Source organism: Pseudomonas sp. KU43P, assembly GCF_033095865.1.
GTDB lineage: Bacteria > Pseudomonadota > Gammaproteobacteria > Pseudomonadales > Pseudomonadaceae > Aquipseudomonas.
In genome coordinates this window covers 1,838,799-1,858,989 of sequence record NZ_AP019365.1, presented here as the reverse complement: position 1 = coordinate 1,858,989, position 20,191 = coordinate 1,838,799, and the positions used below count along the sequence as shown (strand labels likewise).

The following is a 20,191-nucleotide window of genomic DNA, read 5'->3' as shown; positions in this document are numbered from 1 at the left end:
CTCAACCCTCCTTGACCAGGCCGAGATCATTGAGCACGGTCCGCGTGGCGTCGTAATAACGCACGTAACCGGTGCAGCGGCAGATGTGGTGACCGAGGCTGGCCTCGATGCTGTCTTCCACTTCGCTTTTCTTCAGCGGCTGACGCTGGGCCTTTTCCACCAGCACGGTGGCGGCGTTGACGAAGCCCGGTGCGCAGTAGCTGCACTGGAAGGCGAACAGGTCGACGAACTTCTGCTGGATCGGGTTCAGCGTCATGTTGCCGGCCTCGTCCTGCTTGGCGTGGCCTTCGATGGTGCGCACTTTCTTGCCGGCAAAGTAGTGGGCGCCGGTGATGCAGGTGCGCACTTCCTCGCTGGTGCCGTCGGGGTTGTCGACGATCACCACGCAGGCGTGGCAGATGCCCTGGCCGCAGCCCAGGCGGGAGCCGGTGAGGTTCTGGTGCTCGTGCAGGTAGTCGATCATCGCCAGGTCATCGGGGACCTCGACCGGGCCGACCGGTTGACCGTTGAGGGTCAGTTGAAGCGAACGGTTAGCCATTGAGGGCCTCCTTGATACGGGCTGGAGTAATCGGAAGATCGCGTACACGTTTGCCAATGGCGTGGGCCACGGCGTTGCCGATGGCACCGACCACCGGGATCATCACCACCTCGGCGATGCCTTTGGACGGGTCGGTCGGCGACAGCGGCGGCAGGATCTCGGAAGTCTGCTGCCACACCGCCACATCTTTGGCATGCGGCAGGCGATACCGGTTGAAGTTCCAGTCGCCCTCCCCCGGGCCACCTTCATGCAGGGGCATTTCTTCGGTCAGGGCATGGCCGATGCCCATGGCGATGCCGCCTTCGAGCTGGCCCTTGACCAGTTCCGGCACCAGCACACGGCCGCACTCGACCCAGCTGTGGTGGTTGAGCACCTGCACTTCGCGGGTGCCTTTGTTCACTTTCACTTCGACGATGGTCGCCACCGGGCTGTAGTAGGTGACCATGGCGTTGTTCAGCTGGGTGGCCGGGTAGCCGGCGTTCTGCCGATCCAGCAGGTGGTAGCCGTTGCTGGTCATCTGCGCTTTCTTGGCATTGACCGCACCGTCGCCATACTTCACCGCCATGGCATCGAGCGGGAAGCGCTCGCGCACGCCGTCGATGACGAAGTCGGCCTCGGCCCAGCTCCAGCGGTTGAAACCGTGCACGCTGACGCCGGTGACCAGGCCCATTTCGTGGGCTTTTTTCGCAAGCTCGGCGAAGGGGATCGGCGCCAGGCCGTTGCCGGTCAGCTCACCGTTGACCCACACCGCGTTCTCGCGGCGTACCACCAACGGGTTGGCCTGGCCGCCGAACGGGCCTTTGCTCCACAGCGCCATGGCGGCGGGCCACAGGCCGTGGTTGAACAGCGCGCGCGCCGCTTCGCGGGTGGCGTGACTGAAGTAGAAGGCCGAGTTGGTGGCCGACGATGGAGAGGCCAGCTTGCCGACCCAGCGCGGGTTACGCAGCGCGGCGTCCTGTTCGGCCTGGCTGATCAGGTACGGATTGCCGCTGGTGGTCAGTTGCAGCTCCGGCCATTCGGTGACGGCGGTGGTCACTTCATCGGCCGAGCGGCCGAGGAAGTCGCTGACCACCAGGGCCTGGGAGGTGGACATGCCGGTGCCCAGCTCGGTGCCGATGTGGCGCAGGCTGATGCGGCCATCGGCGGTGAACTCGATGCTGGCCATCGGCGCTTCGGAGCCGGTGCCGAAGTCTTTCTGGCAGATGGCGAAGCCCACGCCGTACCAGTGGTCCGGGTCCTTGGCGTCCATCGCCTGCTTGCGCGCGTCGCGGTTGCGCCACCACTCGTGGGCGGCAGCCTTGTCGAGGATCTCGTGCAGGCGCAAGGCGCCGGCCGGGACCGCGCCCTGGGTGTTCTTCATGCCCGATTTCAGCGCGTTGGCGCGGCGCAGTTCGATGGCATCCACGCCCAGGCGGCCGGCGATCTCGTCGACCATCATTTCGGTGGCGGCCATGGTCTGCAGGGTGCCGTAGCCGCGCATGGAGCCGGCCTCGACGCCACGGGAGTGGTACGCGGTGACGGACAGGTCATTCTGCGGCATGTAGTAGATCGACTGGGCAGCCGTGGCACCGACCGCAGCCACCGACGGGCTGTAGTTGATGCGGCCACCGCCGTCGCAGCTCATGTCGGCGCGGAAGATCTTGAAGCTGTTGTCCTTCTTGTCCACGGCCAACTGGTAGCGGATGTCGAAGGCGTGGCGCTTGATGCCGCTCTGGAACTGCTCGTAGCGGTCGTTGGCCAGGCGGATCGGCACACCGGCGCCATACAGCGCGGCAACCGCGGCGTAGAACACGAAGATGTTGTTGTCTTTGGAGCCGTAACCCACGGTGTAGCCGGGGTGCATGTTCAGGTGCTGCAGGGCGAAGCGCGACGGCTTGATCATGTGCACGCATTCCTGCGCCACTTCGAACGGGCACTGGGTGGCGACCACGAAGTGCAGCGTGCCGCTGGCCGGGTCGTACCAACCGTTGCCGTTGTCCGGCTCCAGCGCTGCTGGCTCGATCGACGGGGTCTTGTAGCGCTCGTCGAACACCAGCCAGTCTTGCGGCGGGTTATCGAGCTGCTCGCCCATGCGCTTGGCATAGAACAGGCCCTGCTCGGTCAGGTCGCCGTGCTGGTTGGGCTGCTTGGACCACACCGGTTTGCGGTTGAGGATGGTGGGGAACAGCATGGAGTTCTTCAGGCTGGAGAACTCGTCGTCGTCGAACGGCGTGGCGCCGCCCACGCGCACGAAGCGGAAGCTGCCATAGGGGTCGCCCTGGTACAGCGGCGCCTGGGCGCCGTAGCGGATTGCCTTGTCGTTGAACTGCAGCTTGCGCTTGGCCTGGCGGTAACGCTCGAAGTCGTTCCAGATCAGGATCGCCACCGGATGGCCGATGAACATCGGCACCTTGCCAGGGGGCAGCAGCGGGTCAGGCGAGTGGGCTTCCGGCCAGGCGATGCCGTCCTTTTGCAGGTCGGCCGCGGTGACGACACGGTCCGGCTGCAGGTCAGCGCCGAGCCAGTCGAGGTCGTAACCGGCATAGATGCGGTCGGCCTTGGTGATCTTGAGCAACATCGCGTGGCCTTGCTGGGCGGGCCAGCCGGGCATGTCCTTGGAGCGGATGTCGCGGGCGAAGACTTTGTTGCCACACACCTTGGACAGGGCGTCGTTGCGGAAACGCGCTTTGCCATCATGGTTCATCCACTTCTGCGGCGAGGTGGTGACACGGTCTTCCATCAGGGCGGCGAACGCCTGGCTGCCGAGGGGCGCCAGGGTCACGCCGACGCCGGCGATCAACCCACCTTGCAGGAAGGAGCGCCGGGAAATATCACGGTTGGACATGCTTGATCCTCTGGGCAGAAAAGGATGTCTGCCCATCTTTTGATTCTAGGTGCTGGAGAACAGGGAGGGGAAAAGCCTGAAAGCTGACTATAAAGTCAGTTTTATATCAGGAAAATTGCCTTTAAGCAAAGTCAAGCGGACAGTATGTCGCGGTGTGTCTGAGCCGAAGGCTGCATCGGAAGGCCTTGGGTTAACCTTGGGTTAATCGTTCCAGGCCAGCATGGCCCCACTTCACGTACTGCCAAGGCGAAGACATGCGCGTTTTCCTGCTCTTCCTGACATTGCTGCTGGCCGGCCCGCTGCAGGCCAACCCCTTCGACGTCAAACCCGACTTCCTACCGGTAAACCAGGCCTTTGTGCTCACCCACGACCGCCAGGCCGACGGGCAGATGCGCCTGTTCTTCCAAATCAAGCAGGGTTACTACCTGTACCAGAAGCGGCTTAAGTTCGACGGGCTGCCTGCCGACCAGCATCCGCAGCTGCCCCCTGCCCTCAACCACCATGACGAGTTTTTCGGCGACAGCGCGGTGTACCGCGATCAGCTCGAACTGCTGCTGCCGGCCAACGCCCAGGGCCAGCTGCGTTTGGGCTGGCAGGGCTGCGCCGACGCCGGCCTGTGCTACCCACCACAGACCACGGTGATCGACCTGGGCGGCAGCGCCGCACCGGTCGCCGACCAGGCCAGCGACCAGGCCCTGGCCAGCGGCTTGCAGAGCGCCAGCCTGGCTTGGAGCCTGCTGGCGTTCTTCGGCCTTGGCCTGCTGCTGGCGTTCACCCCCTGCTCGCTGCCGATGTTGCCGATCCTGGCCGGCATCGTCCTGGGCAACGGCGCAAGCGCCCGGCGTGGCTGGGTGCTGGCGGGTGTCTATGTATTGAGCATGGCGCTGGTGTACGCGGCGCTGGGTGTGGTTGCCGCATTGCTCGGTGCCAGCCTGCAGGCGTGGCTGCAACAGCCGTGGTTGCTGGGCAGCCTGGCGGCGTTGTTCGTGGTGCTGGCCCTGCCCATGTTCGGCGCCTTCGAGCTGCAACTGCCCGCGGCCCTGCGCGACCGCCTGGACCGTGCCGGGCAAGGCACCCAGGGCGGCAACCTGTTTGGCGCGGCGCTGCTCGGTGCGCTGTCGGGCTTGCTGATGGGCCCGTGCATGACCGCCCCCCTGGCCGGCGCGCTGCTTTACATCGCCCAGAGCGGCGATGTGCTGCAGGGCGCGCTGGTGCTGTTCACCCTGGGCCTGGGCATGGGCGTGCCGCTGTTGTTGCTGGTGACCCTGGGCAACCGCTACCTGCCGCGCCCGGGCGCCTGGATGAACCGGGTCAAGGGAGTATTCGGCTTCGTGTTCCTGGCCATGGCCCTGTACACCGTGCGTGGCCTGCTCGGCGCCCCGTTGCTGCTTGCCTTGAGCGGCGCCTGGCTGATCGCCCTGGGCTGGGCAGCGTGGCCTGCGTTGCAGCGCTTGCCTGCCCTGCGTGCAGTGCCGCTGCTGGGTGCACTGTGGGGCGGCCTGCTACTGGTAGGCGCCGCCGCCGGTGGCGATGACCTGTGGCAACCGCTGCGGCCCTTCACCGGCGGTGGCGCGCCGGTTGCCGCGCAACACAGCGAAGATACCTTCGTCACGGTCAGCAACCCGCAAGATCTGCAACGCGAACTGGACGCTGCCAAGGCCCGCGGCCAGTGGGTGATGCTGGACTACTATGCCGACTGGTGCGTGTCGTGCAAGGTCATGGAAAAGCAGGTGTTCACCCGCTCCGACGTGCAAACCAGCCTGGCCGGCGTGCACCTGCTGCGCCTGGACGTGACCGCCGACTCACCGGCCAGCCGCGAGCTGCTGCAACGCTACCAGGTACCCGGCCCGCCCAGCATCATCTGGCTCGGCCCGGAGGGCGAGGAGCGCCGTGCCCGACGCATCACCGGTGAAGTGGATGCCGCCGGGTTCCTGCAACACTGGAACCAGACCAGGAGCCAAGGTTGATGCTGACCGTCACATTGGGGCCATTGACCATGGCCCTCAACCACCTGTTGATGCTTGCTGCCCTGGGCGTGGCCAGCCTGGTGGGCTGGTGGACCGCCCGGCGCGGCGGCGAAAGCCCGGAGTCGGCGCTGTTCAACCTGTTCCTTGTCGGCCTGCTGTGCGCCCGCCTGGGTTTCGTCCTGGCCTACTGGCCGATGTACCGCGATGACCTGCTGCAGGTCATCGACATCCGCGATGGCGGCTTCCTGCTCTGGTCCGGCCTGATCGGCATCGTGCTGGCCACCCTCTGGCAGGGCTGGCGCCACCCCGGGCTGCGCCGCCCACTGGGTTGGGCACTGTTCAGCGGCGCACTGTTCTGGGGCCTGACCAGCCTGGGCAGCCACCTGTACAGCAAGGGCACCGAGCTGCCCGAGCTGAGCCTGCGCAACGCCGGTGGCCAGTCGGTGGCCTTGCACAGCTACCGGGGCAAGCCGCTGGTGATCAACATCTGGGCCACCTGGTGCCCGCCGTGCCGGCGGGAGATGCCGGTGCTGCAGCAGGCGCAGGGCGAATACCCCCACGTGACGTTCCTGTTCGTCAACCAGGGCGAGACGCCGGAGAACGTCAGCACCTTCCTTGCCACCACCGGGCTGAGCCTGACCCATGTGCTGTTCGACGGCACCGGTGTGCTGGCCCAGCGGGTCGGGTCGATGGCCCTGCCCACCACGTTGTTCTACGACGCCAACGGCCGCCTGATCGGCAGCCACCTCGGCGAACTGTCCCGGGCCAGCCTGCGCCATGCCCTGGAACCTTTCCAGCGGGCCGCCGAGCCCGCCCCTGCCGCACAAGGAAACTGACATGCGATTGACTGCACTGCTGCCCCTCTCCCTGGCCCTGCTGGCCAGCCCCATGGCGCAGGCTGAAGAGTTGCCGAAGGCGATCCAGCAACTGCAAGCCAAGGGCGCCGTGATCAAGGGCAGCTTCGATGCGCCTGACGGCCTGCGCGGCTACGCCGCCGAGTACCAGAACAACGGCATCGCCCTGTACCTCACGCCCGGTGGCAAGCACGTGCTGGTCGGTAGCCTGCTCGACGAACAAGGCAAGGACATGAGCGCCGAGCCGCTGGAAAAGCTGGTGTACGGGCCGATGTCCAAAGCCATCTGGGCCAAGCTGGAGAAGACCAACTGGATCGCCGACGGCAAGGCGGATGCACCGCGCAAGGTGTATGTGTTCAGCGACCCGAACTGCCCGTATTGCAACATGTTCTGGCAGCAGGCCCGGCCGTGGGTGGAGTCGGGCAAGGTGCAGCTGCGGCACATCATGGTCGGCATCATTCGCGAGGACAGCCCGGGCAAGTCGGCGGCGCTGCTGGCCGCGAAGGATCCGGCCAAGGCGCTGGAGCAGCATGAGAAGGCCGGCAAGGCGAGCACCTTGAAGGCGCTGGAGCAGGTGCCAGAGGCGGTGCAGAAGAAGCTTGAGGCCAACATGGCACTGATGGACGAGATGGGGTTGCAGGCGACGCCGGCGATTTTCTATCAGGATGAGCAGGGGAACCTGCAGAGCCAACAGGGGGCGCCGCGTCCCGAGTTGCTGGGGCAGATTCTCGGGAAGCGTTGAGTTTCTGGCTGGCGCGCGAAGTCGGTGCAAGCCTTGGGCGTTGTGGCGCGGCACAAATCGAGCGCCGCCCGCGCGGCGCATCGCGGATGAATCCGCGCCTACATTTGTTGCAACGTGCCATGGTCTGTAAGGCCATGGTTGTTCGCCTTTGGCGCCCGCCGAGAAATTGCGCCGGCCTCTGTAGGAGCGGATTCATCCGCGATGCGCCGAACGGGCGGCGCTCGATCTCATGGACGGTGATTGACGCTCGGCGAACCCATCACAACCCCTCCAGTTCCGCCATCAGGTCACTCAGCCGATCCACCTTGTCCTCATCCAATGCACTGTCCTGCAACCCACGCACATAGCCCGCCAACGCCTCCACCGTATTGCACTCGAACATCGCCCGCAGCGGCACATTGAGCTGCAGCTGCTTCTGCACCCGCGAAGCGATCTGCGTCGCCAGCAACGAATGCCCGCCCAGCTCGAAGAAGTTGTCGTGCACCCCTACCCGCTCGGCCTTGAGCACACTGGCCCAGATACCCGCGAGCACTTCCTCCAGCTCATCGCGCGGCGCCAGGTAGGCCTGGCTGTGCTGGCCGCCGATGTCGATGGCCGGCAAGGCCTTGCGATCGAGCTTGCCGTTGGCGTTGTGCGGCAGGCTGTCGAACCAACCCCAGTGCAGCGGCACCATGTACTCCGGCAACTCGGCGCGCAGGCGTTGCTTGACCTGCTCGAGCAGCGCGGCGTCGGCGCTGACACCCTGATGCGCCACCAGGTAACCGACCAGGTGCTTGCCATTGACACCTTCCTGCACCCCCACCGCAGCATCCCGAAGCTCGACCTGCTCGTGCAGACGGGCCTCGATCTCGCCCAGCTCGATGCGGTAGCCGCGAATCTTCACCTGATGGTCGATACGCCCGACATACTCGAGCACACCGTCCGGCCGCCGCCGTGCCAGGTCGCCGGTCCGATACAGACGCTCGCCCGGCGCTCCGTGCGGATGCGGGATGAACGCCAGCGCAGTACGCAGCGGATCACCCACATAGCCACGACCTACGCCGGTACCGGCCACGCACAGCTCGCCTACGGCCCCCAGCGGCACCAGGGCCTGGTCTTCGTCATACAGGTACAGACGGTTATTGTCGGTCGGCGTGCCGATCGGCAGGTAGCTCCCCTGGGTCGATTCATGATCGACGCGGAAGAACGCCACATCGTCCGAGCACTCCGCCGGCCCGTAGGCGTTCACCAGGCCGATGCCCGGGTAGCGCTGCAGCCATTGCGCAGCCAGCTCCGGGGGCATGGCTTCACCGGTCGGCAGCATCCAGCGCAAGCCGTCGAGGGCCTGATGGTCGTTGGCGAGCATGCCCTGGATCAGCGACGGCACGCTTTCCAGCACGGTGATGCCGGTGGCCTGCACATGCGCCAGCAGGCCCTGTGGGTCGTGGGCAATGGTGTTCGGCACGATCTCGACCTTGGCGCCGAACAGCGGCGCGGCGAGGAACTGCCACACCGAGATGTCGAAGCTCTGCGAGGCGGTCTGGGCGATCACGTCCTGCTCGCTCAGGGCCAGGTACGGCACCTTGCTGAGCTGGTTGTTGAGCATGCCGCGCTGCTCGACCATCACGCCCTTGGGCAGGCCGGTGGAGCCCGAGGTGTAGATCACGTAGGCAAGGTTGTCTGGCCCGCTGTGGATGCCGGGGTTGTGGCTGGCGACGTTGCTGGCCTGGATGTCTTCCCATACCAGCAGCTGCGGCCGGGCCACACTCACCAGTTCATCCAGCAACTGGCGCGCCTGCTCGGCACAGGCCGCGCTGCACACCAGCACCGGTGTGCGGCTGAGCTCGACGATGCGCTGCAAGCGCGCCGGCGGCAGGCCTGGGTCCAGCGGCAGGTAGCCGGCACCGGCCTTGAAGCTACCGACGATCATGCCCAGCAGCGGCAGGCCGCGCTCGGCCAGCAAAGCGACAGGCTGGTCGACGGCCACGCCCGCGGCAACCAGGGCATGGCCCAGGCGGTTGGCCGCAAGGTTCAGCCCGGCATAGTCGTAGGACGCCTCCAGGCAGCGAGCCACGGTGCGCTGCGGGTGAGCGGCGACCTGCGCCTCGAACAGCGAAACATAGCTGTGCTCCAGGGCATAGGCGTGTTCGGTGCGGTTGCAGTCGTCGAGCAGGAAGCGCTGTTCTGCTTCACCGAGCAGCGGCAGTTCGTTCACATCTCCTTCGAAGCCCTGCACCAGCGCCAGCAGCAGGCGTTTGAACTCGGCCAGCAGGCGCTCGACGGTCGGGTAGTCGAAGTAGCGCTGGTCGAATGACAGGTGCAGGCCCAGGTCGTCGCCCGGGTAGCACACCGCCGTCAAGGGGAAGTTGGTGTGGGTACGGCCCGAGTCGGAGCTGGCGTTCAGGTGCTGGGCATGGTCGAGCACCGCACTTTCCACCGGCGCGTTCTCGAACACGAACAGGCTGTTGAACAGCGGCTGGCCCTTGGGCAGCTCGCTGCATTCCTGGATCGCTACCAACGGCAGGTATTCGTACTCGCGCAGTTCCATGTTGCGCTCCAGCAGGCCTTGCAGCCACTGCCGCACGCTGCGGCGCTGGCCGGGTGCGGGCAGTTGCACGCGCAGGGCGATACTGTTGATGAACAGGCCGACGGTGCGCTGCATCTGCGGCAGGCTCACCGGGCGCCCGGCCACGGTCACGCCGAAGGCTACGTCACGTTCGCCGCTGTAGCGTGCCAGCACCAGCGCCCAGGCCGCCTGAGCGAAGGTATTGATGGTCAGCTGGTGGGCCTGGGCCAGTTCGCGCAGGCGCACTCCGTCGCTGACGGCCAGACGGGTGTAGCAGTCACCGACGACCATGCCGTCCCCGGCGTGGTCATTGCGCAACGGGCGGTCGCTGGGGATGGCCGTGGCGCGCTCGAAGCCGGCCAGGTTGGCCTGCCACCAGCCACGGGCCTCGTCCAGGTCCTGGCGCTGCAGCCAACCGATGTAGTCGCGGTAGCGCGGCGGTACCGGCAGTTGCGCCTGGCGGCCTTCGCCGAGGGCTTGGTAGAGCTCGAAGAAGTCGTTCATCAGCAACGAGCGGCACCAGGCATCGATGAGGATGTGGTGGTTGCTCATCATGAACCAGTAGCGCTCATCGTCGACCCGCACCAGGCGCAGGTGGAACGGTGCCTCGCGCAGCAACGCGAAACCGGCCTCGCGCTCGTCCTTGTGCAAGGCCTGCAGGCGCTGCTCCTGGGCCGTTTCGTCGAGGCCGCGCCAGTCTTGGTAGTCGACCGACGTCTTGCCCGGCTTGTGGATGATCTGCAGCATCGCTTCGCCGGCGTTCCAGCTGAACGAGGCACGCAGGGCTTCGTGCCGCGCCACCACGGCCTGCCAGGCCTGGGCGAAGCGCTGCGGGTCGAGGGCGCTGTTGATGCGGTAGCGGTCCTGCATGTAGTAGATGCCGGTGCCCGGCTCCAGCAGGGTGTGCAGCAGCAGGCCTTCCTGCATCGGGGTGAGTGGATAGACGTCCTCGATCTCGGCGGCGGCAACCGGCAGTGCGTCGATCTGCTCCTGGGTCAGGTGCGCCAGCGGGAAGTCCGACGGCGTGAAGCTGCCGTTGCCATCGGCCAGGCAGTGGGCGACCAGAGCCAGCAGCTCCTGGCGGTAGGCGTCGGCCAGTTGGGCGATGGTCTGCGCAGCGTAGCGCTCGCGGCTGTAGGTCCAGCGCAGCTGCAAGGCACCGCCGTAGACCTGGCCGTCGACGCTGAGCCAGTTCGGCAGCGGCGCATCCAGATCATGGGCCAGGCCCGCCGGGGCATCCAGCGGCTGGAACAGCGCTGCGGCGTCGAACTGCTGGTCGAACTGGCCCAGGTAGTTGAAGGTAATCCGCGCCTGCGGCAGCGCCGCCATGTGTTCACGGGTGGCAGGCTCGGCCAGATAGCGCAGCACGCCGTAGCCCTGCCCTTTGTGCGGCACCTGGCGCAGTTGTTCCTTGATCCGCTTGATCGACGTGGCGCGCGCGGCATCGCCGTCACCCGCCTGCGGGTTGAGGCAAAGGGGGTAGGCGTTGGTGAACCAGCCGACGCTGCGGGTCAGGTCCATGTCTTCGAACAGGCCGTCACGGCCGTGACCTTCGAGCTGAACCAGCACTTGCTGGTCGCCGCTCCAGCGGCACAGGGTGCGTGCCAGGGCGGTCAGCAACAGGTCGTTGACCTGGGTGTGGTAGGCCGCCGGGGCCTGTTGCAGCAATTGGCGGGTCTGCTCCACGTCCAGGTCGATGGTCAAGGTGTCGGCATGGCGATGCAGGTTGCCACCTTGCGGGTGATCGCAAGGCAGGTCATGGCGCAGGCTGCCGAGCTGGCCTTGCCACCAGCCGAGCTCGTCACGCAGCGAGTCGCTGCCGGCGTAGCTGGCCACGCGTGCGGCCCAGTCGGCCATGGCGTGGGTCTTGGCCACCAGTGGTTGGCCACGGTACAGCGCCTGCAGGTCTTCGAGCAGCACCCGCCAGGACACGCCGTCGACCACCAGGTGGTGGATCGCCAGCAGCAGGCGTTGGGCACCCTGCCCGTCCGTGACCAGCACGGCGCGCAGCAACGGGCCCTGTTCAAGGTCCAGGCTGCGCTGCACGTCACTGTACAGCGCCTGGCAGTCTTCGAAGTCGGCCACCGTGGCCGTCCACAGCAACTGCGCATTGGCAGGCGCGGCATACTCGCCCTGCCAGCGGCCAGCTGCCTGGGTGAAGCGCAGGCGCAGGCTGTCATGGTGCTCCAGCAGCCCTGCCAGTGCGTATTCGAGTTGCGCCTGGTCCAACGATTGGCGCACTTGCAGCAGTACCGCCTGGTTCCAGTGCTGGGGCTGAATCACTTCGCTGTCGAAGAACCAGTGCTGGATCGGCGTCAGGCCAGTCTTGCCCTGCCGCAGCCCCTGCTCGATGCCGCTGGCGGCCTCGCTGCGGGTGACCACGGCGGCAAGTGTCTGGATGGTCTGGTGCTGGAACAGGTCGCGTGGTGTGAACTGCAACCCCAACTGGCGGGCTCGGCTGACCACCTGGATGGACAGGATCGAATCGCCGCCCAGCTCGAAGAAGTTGTCCTGCACGCCCACACGGGAAACGTTGAGCACCTCGCGCCATACCTGGGCCAGTTGCTCTTCCAGCGCGTTGGCCGGTGCCTGGTAATGCTGGCGGGCCTGTTCCAGGTCCGGCGCTGGCAATGCGCGGCGGTCGAGCTTGCCGTTGCCCATCAGCGGCAGGCTGTCGAGCAGCACCAGGTGCGCGGGCACCATGTAGTCAGGCAAGTGCTGGCGGGCATCGGTCTTGACCGCTTCACGCAGCCGGGCCTGTGCGTCGCAGTCGGCGCCGGCCTGCTTGCACACCAGATAACCGACCAATTGCTTGCCACCGGGCAGGTCGAGTGCCAGGACCACGGCTTCGTCGACGTCGGCGTGCTCTTGCAAGCGGCTTTCGATTTCGCCCAGTTCAATGCGGAAGCCGCGGATCTTCACCTGCTGGTCGGCGCGGCCGATGTATTCCACCAGGCCATCAGCGCGCAGGCGCACCAGGTCACCGGTTCGGTACAGGCGCCCGCCGCCCGCGCTGAACGGGTCGGCGACGAAGCGCTCGGCGCTCAGGCCTGGGCGGTCGTGGTACCCCTGGGCCAGGCCGGCACCGCCGACGTACAGCTCGCCGATGCCGCCTTGTGGCAGCAGCGCCAGGTCCTCGTCGAGGATATAGGCGCTGCGGGCACCGATCACCCGCCCGATTGGCACGCTGCCGGCGTCGGCGGGCAAGGTGTCGGGTGCAAGGCACGCGAGCGGCATGACCACGGTTTCGGTCGGTCCGTAGGCGTTGAAGAACTGCTGCGGGGCGAAGGCCTGGCGGATGCGCGTCAGATGCTCGCCGGTCAGCGCCTCGCCGCCGGTGATCACCAGGCGCACCGGCAACTGCTTGCCCTGCCCGGCCAGGTACTGGGCCAGCTGGCTGCCGTAGCTGGGGGTGAAACCGAGAATGCTCACCTGCTGCTCGCGCACCAGTTGGCAGATCTCCTCGGCTCCCCACTGGCCCTGGGCCCGCAGCACCACGCGAGCGCCGCACAGCAGTGGTGCCAGCAGGCGTTCGCTGGCGGCGTCGAAGTTGATCGAATAGAAGTGCAGCTCGCAGTCATCGCCGCGCATGCCGAAGGCATCGATCACCGCCTGGCAATGCATGGCGATTTCACCGTGGCTGACCACCACGCCCTTGGGCTTGCCGGTGGAGCCGGAGGTGTAGATCAGGTAGGCCTGGTGCTGGGGCAGGTTGAGGTTGTCCAGTGGCGCATCGCTGTAGGCGGACAGGCTTACGGCGTCGTCTTCCAGGCTCCAGCGCTGCACACCGGCCGGCAGCTCACCGAGGGTATCGAGCAAGGCGCGCTGGCTCAGCAGCAGGCCGATGCGGCTGTCCTCGATCATGTAGCGCAGGCGGTCGAGCGGGTATTCCGGGTCGAGCGGCACATAGGCGCCCCCGGCCTTGAGGATGGCCAGCAGGCCGACCACCATCTCCAGCGAACGCTCCAGGGCCAGGCCTACGCGCACCTGCGGGCCGACGCCGCGCTCGCGCAGGGCACGGGCCAGGCGGTTGGCCTGCTGGTCGAGCTCGGCATAACTCAGGTGCTGGCCTGCGAAGGTCAGCGCACCGGCCTGCGGCGTGCGCGCGGCTTGAGCGGCAAACAGGCCGTGCAAGGTCTGGTCGAGGGCATGGTGGTGCTCGCCTTGCAACTGGCCGATCAGCACCTGCTGCTCGGCGTCGGCCAGCATCGGCAGTTCGCACAGGCGCTGTTGCGGGTCGTCGAGCAGGCCGGCCAGCAACTGCTGCCAATGCTCGGCCATGCGGGCGATACGCGGTGCGTCGAACAGGTCGCGGCTGTAGGTCAGGCAACAGCCCAGGCGGCCATCGAGGTCGGTGACTTCCAGGTACAGGTCGAACTTGGTGGCGCTGGCGTCGTTGACCAGGTAGTCCACCTGCATGCCCGCCAGCTCACGGCTTTGCTGGAAGGCCCAGCGCTGCACGTTGCACATCACCTGGAACAGCGGGTTGTAGGCGCTGCTGCGCGGCGGTTGCAGTGCTTCCACCAACTGCTCGAACGGCAGATCCTGGTGCGACTGGCCTTCGATGGCGGCCTGGCGTACCTGGTCGAGCAAGGCGGCGGCGGTCATCTGCCCGTCCAGTTCGCAGCGCAGCACCTGGGTATTGAGGAAGGCGCCGATCAGGCCTTCGCTTTCCGGGCGGATGCGGTTGGCCACCGGCGCGCCGATGCGCAGGTCGCGTTGGCCGCTGTAGCGGTGCAGCAAGGCGGCCAGGGTGGCGGTCATGGTCATGAACAGGGTCAGGCCGCGCTGGTTGTTGAAGGCATGCACGCGGGCCACCAGCGCCGGGTCGAGGTCGAAGCGGTGCAGCTCGCCACGGTGGCTCTGCACTGCCGGGCGTGGGCGGTCGGCGGGCAGCGCCAGCACCGGGTGCTCATCGCCCAGACGGGCTTTCCAGTAGGCCAGCTGGCGGGCGCCTTCGCCGCTTTCCAGCCACTGGCGTTGCCACACGCTGTAGTCGAGGTATTGCACCGGCAGCGGCGCCAGGGGCGACTCGCGGTCGTCGACGAAGGCTTCGTAGAGCTCGCCCAGCTCGCGGGCGAAGATGTCCATGGCCCAGCCTTCGGTGACGATGTGGTGCAGGGTCAGCACGAAGTAGTGCTCGCGCTCCTCGGCCTTGACCAGACAGGCGCGCAGCAGCGGGCCACGCTCCAGGTCGAACGGCTGGTGCGCCTGCTCGTCGGCCAGCTGCTGCAGGCGCTGCTGGCGGGTTGCGCCTGGCAAGGCGCTGAAGTCCTGCCAGTCCAGGTGCAGCGGGCTGTCTTCGGCGACGCACTGGTAGGGCACGCCGTCGATGGCCGGGAAGGTGGTGCGCAGGGTTTCGTGACGCACGATCAGCGCCTGCAAGGCACGCTCGAAGGCATCCACATGCAGCGTGCCACGCAGGCGCGCCATGCCGCCGACGTTGTAGGCGGGGCTGTGCGGCTCCATCTGCCAGAGGAACCACATGCGCTGCTGCGAGTACGACAGCGGCACGGCCTGGCGGCGATCGACTCGGGCGATCGCACCTTGCAGGTTGTGCTCGCCGGCTGCCTGGATGCGGGCGATCTGCTCACAGAAGGCGCCCAGCTCGCTGGCTTCGAACAGCACTTTCAGCGGCAACTCGACATCGCAGGCCTGGCGGGTGCGCGAGACGATCTGGGTGGCCAGCAGGGAGTGGCCGCCGAGGGCGAAGAAGTCATCGTACAGGCCGATGCGTGGCAGGTTCAGCACCTCGCGCCAGATGTCCGCGACCTGCTGCTGCAACGCAGTCTGAGGTTCGACATGTTCACGCTGCTGCCAGACCGGCGCCGGCAGCGCCTTGCGATCGACTTTGCCACTGGGGCCCAGCGGCAGGTGTTGCAGCGCGATCAACTGCGCCGGCACCATGTAGGCCGGCAGGCGCTGCGCCAGGTTGGCCAGCAGCGCCTCCGCCAGTGCGGGGCCGCTGTAATAGCCGACCAGTTGCGCACCGACGGCATCCTGGTGGATCAGCACCAGCGCCTGCTCCACGCCCGGCTGGCCGAGCAGGCAGGCCTGGACTTCTTCGGGCTCGACCCGGAAGCCACGCACCTTCACCTGCTGGTCGAGACGCCCGAGGTATTCCAGGGCCTCGTCCTGCACATGCCAACGGGCGCGGTCGCCGCTGCGGTACAGGCGCGCACCATCGCCATCGGCCTGGGGCACGAAGCGTTCGGCGGTCAGGCCTGGGCGCCCCAGGTAACCCCGGGCCAGGCCCGCTCCGCCCAGGTACAGCTCCCCCGGCACACCTGGCGCCGCCAGTTGCAGTTCATCATCGAGCACCTGGCAGAGCACGTTGCCCAGCGGCCGGCCGATCGGCGAACGCGCGCCATCCTCGGCCCGGCAATGCCAGTGGGTGACGTTGATGGCGGTTTCGGTCGGGCCGTAGCGATTGTGCAGCTGCACCTGCGGCAGGCATTGCAGCACGCGGTCGCGCAGGCTCGCCGACAGCGCCTCGCCACCGCAGAACAGCCGGCGCAGGCTGGTGCAGCCTGCGGCCAGAGGCTCCTGGACGAAAACCTGCAACAGCGGCGGCACGAAGTGCAGCGTGGTCACGCCATGCTGCTGCACCAGCGCGGCAATGCGCTGCGGGTCACGGTGTTCGCCAGGGCCGGCCAGCACCAGCTTGCAGCCAGTGACCAGCGGCCAGAAGCACTCCCATACCGACACGTCGAAGCTGATCGGTGCCTTCTGCATCAGCACGTCGCTGTCATCCAGCGTGTAGGTGGCCTGCATCCACTGCAGGCGCTCGGCCAGGGCCGCATGGGTGTTGCCCACGCCCTTGGGCTGGCCGGTGGAGCCGGAGGTGTAGATCACGTAGGCCAGGTTGTCGCCGTGCAGGTGCAGCCCCGGCGCGTGGCTTGGCCAGCTGTCCAGGTGCAGCTGGTCGAGGGCGATGGCGCTGACGCCCTCGACCTGCGGCAAGCTATCGAGCAACCCGCTGTGGCTCAGCAGCAGGCTGGCCTGGCAGTCGCCCAGCATGTAGGCCAGGCGCTCGGCCGGGTAGTCGACGTCCAGCGGCACGTAGGCGCCGCCGGCCTTGAGGATGGCCAGCAAGCCGACCAGCAGTTGCGGCGAACGCTCCACGGCGATGGCTACACGGGTGTCGGGGCCGACGCCTTTGTCGCGCAGGTAATGGGCCAGGCGGTTGGCCTGCTGGTGCAGTTCGGCGTAGTCGAGGCTCCCGCCCTCCCAGGCCAGCGCCGTGCGTTGCGGGGTTAGGCGCGCTTGCTCGTTGAGCTGCTCGACCACCAGGCGTTGCGCCATGGGCGCAGGCGCCTGCCCCCAGGCCAGCAATTGCTGGCGCCCTGGCGCATCGAGCAGGTCGACATCGCCCAAGGCCAGTTGCGGTTGCGCGCACACCTGTTCCAGCAGCGCCAGCAGGTGCTGGGCCAGGCGTTCGACGGTGCGGCGGTCGAACAGCTCGGCAGCATAGTCGAAGGCCAGGCTCAGGCGGCCCTGATGGTCTTCTTCGCTGTGCAACTGCAGGTCGAACTTGGCTTCGCGGCTGTGCCACGGCAGTTCTTCGGCCAACAGGCCCGGCAGGCGGCGCAGGGCCGACAGGTCACGCTGCTGGTGGTTGAACATGACCTGGAACAGGCCTTGTTCGCGGGCTTCGGGCAAGGCTTCGAGCAATTGTTCGAATGGCAGGTCCTGGTGGGCCTGCGCGCCCAGGGTGGCTTGCCGCACCTGGGTCAGCAGCTCGGCGAACGGCTGGCGACCGTGCAGTTGCGCACGCAGCACCTGGGTATTGATGAAGAAGCCGACCATGCCCTGGGTTTCCTGGCGCGGGCGGTTGGCGTTGGGCACGCCGACGCGGATATCCCCCTGGCCGGTGTAACGGTGCAGCAAGCCTTGCCAGCCCGCCAGCAGGACCATGAACAGGCTGGCCTGTTGTTCGCGGGCCAACTGCTTGATGGCCTCGGCCAGCGGGGCCGGTACCTTCACGGTCAGGCGTTCGGCGCGCTTGGCCTGTTGGCTGGCGCGCGGCTGGTCGGGGTGCAGGTCGAGCACCGGCAGCGCATCGCCCAACTGATCTTTCCAGTAAGCCAGTTGCCGTGTGCTTTCGCCCTCGGCCAGCCATTGGCGCTGCCAGTCGCCGTAGTCGGCGTAGCCCAGCGACAGCGGCGCCAGCGTCACTTCCAGCCCCTGGCTGTGGGCCGCGTACAGCTTGGCGAATTCGTCGAGAAGGATGTTCAGCGACCAGCCATCGGCGACGATGTGGTGCAGGGTCACCCACAACTGGTGGTCTTCGTCCGCCAGGCGCACCAGCATTACCCGCAGCAGCGGGCCCTGGGCCAGGTCGAACGGTTGCTGCGCGTGTGCTTCGCGACGCTCGGCCACCTCAGCGGCCGACAACCCTTCCAGGCCCAGGCGGTTCAGGCTGAACGGCTGCTCGGGCAATACCCGCTGCAACGCTTGGCCATCTTCTTCGCTGAATACCGTGCGCAGCGCTTCGTGCCGCGCCACCAGCGCCTGAAACGCCGATTCCAGCGCGGCCTCGTTCAGCTCGCCACGCAGGTGTAGGCCGGCGGGTATGTTGTAGGCCGCCGATTGCGGTTCAAGTTGCCAGAGCAGCCACAGGCGGTTCTGCGCCAGCGACTGCGGCAGCGCCTGGCCGCGGTTCAGGGTGGCGATGGCCGAGGCCTGGCCGCCGCCCTGCTCGATGACGGCCGCAACGGCCGCACTGTAGTCGGCCAGAATCGGGGCCTCGAACAAGGTGCGCAGACCAAGCGCGATGCCCAGCTCGTCGGCCAGGCGCGCGGTCACCTGAGTCGCGATGATGGAGTTGCCGCCCAGCAGCAGGAAATGGTCGTCGCCGGCCACCGCTTCGACCTTGAGCAATTCCCGCCAGACACTGGCGATACGCGCCTGCAAGCCCTCGCTCGCGGGACCGGTTTGGCAACTGGCGGCAGGTGCCGGGAAGCGGGCGTAGCAATCCAGGCTGCCGTCATCCATGCGCAGGCGGCAGGCCGAGCGCTGCAACTTGCCGCTGGAGGTCTTGGGCAGCGCGCCCGGGTTGAGCAGCAGCACTACCGCCGGCGCCTGGCGGCAGGCATCGGCGATGACCTGGCGCAGGGTCTTGATCAGCGCCTCGGGCTGCAGTGCCTTCTGCACATTGCGGCTGATCTCCACCGCCACGCCAATCCCCTCCTCGCCCTGGTCGTCCACGGCGAACACCGCCACACGGCCCTTGCGCAGCACCTCGACCTCACGCTCCAGGGTCTTTTCCAGGTCCTGCGGGTAGAGGTTCTGGCCGCGTACGATGAGCATGTCCTTCAGGCGGCCGGTGACGAATACCTCGCCTGCGCGCATGAAACCGAGGTCACCGGTGCGTAGCCAGGTCTGCCCGTCCCTGTCGACGAACGTGCGGGCAGTGGCCTCGGGGTTGCGCCAGTAACCCAGGGCGATGCTCGGGCCGGCAGCCCAGATTTCACCTACCTGGTCGTCACCCAGCGTCTCCAGACGCTGGGGTTCGACGATGCACACCGCGTGCCCCGGCTGCGGGTAGCCACAGCTCATCAGCACGCTGCCCTCACCGGCCTGGGCGCGGTTGGCGGCCAGCGCCTGGGCATCCAGCTCCAGCGCTGCAATGCCCTGCCCGCGGCGGCTGCCGCTGACGAACAGGGTCGCCTCGGCCAGCCCGTAGCTGGCGAAGAAGCTGCTGGCCTGGAAACCACAGGTTGCGAATTTCTCGGCGAAGGTGTCCAGGCTGTCCTGGCGGATCGGCTCGGAGCCGGAATAGGCCACGCGCCAACGACTGAGGTCGAGGCCGGCCAGGGCCGCCTCGCTGACCCGTTCGCTGCACAGGCGGTAGGCGAAGTCCGGCCCGCCGCTGATGGTGCCGCCGTATTCGCTGATCGCCTGGAGCCAGCGCAATGGCCGGGCGAGGAAGTAGCCCGGCGACATCAGCACGCACGGCACGCCACTGAAGATCGGCTGCAGCAGGCCGCCGATCAGGCCCATATCGTGATACAGCGGCAGCCAGCTGACGATCACATCGTCGGGGTTCAGGTCGATGCCGAAGCCATGGCGGATCAACTGTTCATTGGCCACCAGGTTGCCGTGGCTGACCTGCACGCCTTTGGGCAGCGCGGTGGAGCCGGAGGTGTACTGGAGGAAGGCGATGTCGTCGCTGGCCAGCGCCGGCTCGCGCCAGGCTTCGGCCAAGGCCGGGTCCAGGGTGTCCACTGCCAGCATCGCCGGGGCGTTGGCGCCGGCCAGGGCTTCGAGGCCCTGCAGGCCATCGCGCAATGCCGACACGGTCAGCAGCAGGCGCGGCTCGGCGTCGTCGATGATCGAAAGCAGGCGCTCTTGGTGATGGCGGCGCGCCGACTCCGGCGGATAGGCCGGCACAGCGATGACGCCGGCATACAGGCAGCCAAAGAAGGCCGCAACGTAGTCCGGGCCGCTGGGGAACAACAGCACGGCGCGGTCGGCGAAGCTGGCGCGGGCCTGCAGGGCGGCGGCGATGGTGCGCGCGCGAAGGTCCAGCTCGCGGTAACTGAGCACGGCCTGCTCGCCGGGGGCATCGGCCAGGAAGCGCAGGGCGATGCGGTCCGGCGTGCGCGCGGCGCGTTGCGCCAGTGCCTGGACCAGCGAGAGCGGGAGTTCGTGGGCGTCCGTCATGGGGTGTTCCTGCCAGTGTCTGGATAGGTCGGGCCGGGCTGCCTGGCGCGGGT

General features: G+C 67.3%; 6 protein-coding genes. 3 read left to right on the top strand and 3 right to left on the bottom strand.

Features of this window, described 5'->3' with window-relative positions; genetic code table 11:
* Window position 1 precedes the first annotated feature (1 nt).
* The gene (locus KU43P_RS08505; RefSeq protein WP_317662272.1) at window positions 2–538 is read right to left on the bottom strand and encodes a (2Fe-2S)-binding protein; all 537 of its coding nucleotides are present in this window, start codon (window positions 536–538) and stop codon (window positions 2–4) included.
* A complete protein-coding gene (locus KU43P_RS08500; protein WP_317662271.1) occupies window positions 531–3,362 on the bottom strand; it encodes a xanthine dehydrogenase family protein molybdopterin-binding subunit in 2,832 nt (943 codons plus the stop codon). Before KU43P_RS08500 ends, KU43P_RS08505 begins: the two co-directional genes overlap by 8 nt.
* A gap of 254 nt (window positions 3,363–3,616) precedes the next feature.
* Between KU43P_RS08500 and dsbD the strand changes: the two genes are divergently transcribed.
* The 3 genes from dsbD to dsbG are packed head-to-tail and all read left to right on the top strand — an operon-like array spanning window position 3,617 to window position 6,925.
* Window positions 3,617–5,329 (top strand): protein-disulfide reductase DsbD, encoded by a 1,713-nt coding sequence (gene dsbD, locus KU43P_RS08495; protein ID WP_317662270.1) that lies wholly within the window; start codon window positions 3,617–3,619, stop codon window positions 5,327–5,329.
* A complete protein-coding gene (locus KU43P_RS08490) occupies window positions 5,329–6,165 on the top strand; it encodes a TlpA family protein disulfide reductase (RefSeq protein ID WP_317662268.1) in 837 nt (278 codons plus the stop codon). Before dsbD ends, KU43P_RS08490 begins: the two co-directional genes overlap by 1 nt.
* Before the next feature lies 1 nt (window position 6,166).
* Window positions 6,167–6,925 (top strand): thiol:disulfide interchange protein DsbG, encoded by a 759-nt coding sequence (gene dsbG / locus KU43P_RS08485; RefSeq protein ID WP_317662267.1) that lies wholly within the window; start codon window positions 6,167–6,169, stop codon window positions 6,923–6,925.
* 259 nt (window positions 6,926–7,184) lie between these two features.
* Here the strand turns inward: dsbG and KU43P_RS08480 are convergent, their stop codons facing one another.
* Window positions 7,185–20,138 (bottom strand): non-ribosomal peptide synthetase, encoded by a 12,954-nt coding sequence (locus tag KU43P_RS08480; protein WP_317662265.1) that lies wholly within the window; start codon window positions 20,136–20,138, stop codon window positions 7,185–7,187.
* Window positions 20,139–20,191 lie beyond the last annotated feature (53 nt).

Bases quoted from the DNA above. Each gene is read 5' to 3' on its own strand.
- KU43P_RS08505 (WP_317662272.1), bottom strand. From the start codon at position 538: ATGGCTAACCGTTCGCTTCAACTGACCCTCAACGGTCAACCGGTCGGC.
- dsbD (WP_317662270.1), top strand. From the start codon at position 3,617: ATGCGCGTTTTCCTGCTCTTCCTGACATTGCTGCTGGCCGGCCCGCTG.
- dsbG (WP_317662267.1), top strand. From the start codon at position 6,167: ATGCGATTGACTGCACTGCTGCCCCTCTCCCTGGCCCTGCTGGCCAGC.
- KU43P_RS08490 (WP_317662268.1), top strand. From the start codon at position 5,329: ATGCTGACCGTCACATTGGGGCCATTGACCATGGCCCTCAACCACCTG.
- KU43P_RS08500 (WP_317662271.1), bottom strand. From the start codon at position 3,362: ATGTCCAACCGTGATATTTCCCGGCGCTCCTTCCTGCAAGGTGGGTTG.
- KU43P_RS08480 (WP_317662265.1), bottom strand. From the start codon at position 20,138: ATGACGGACGCCCACGAACTCCCGCTCTCGCTGGTCCAGGCACTGGCG.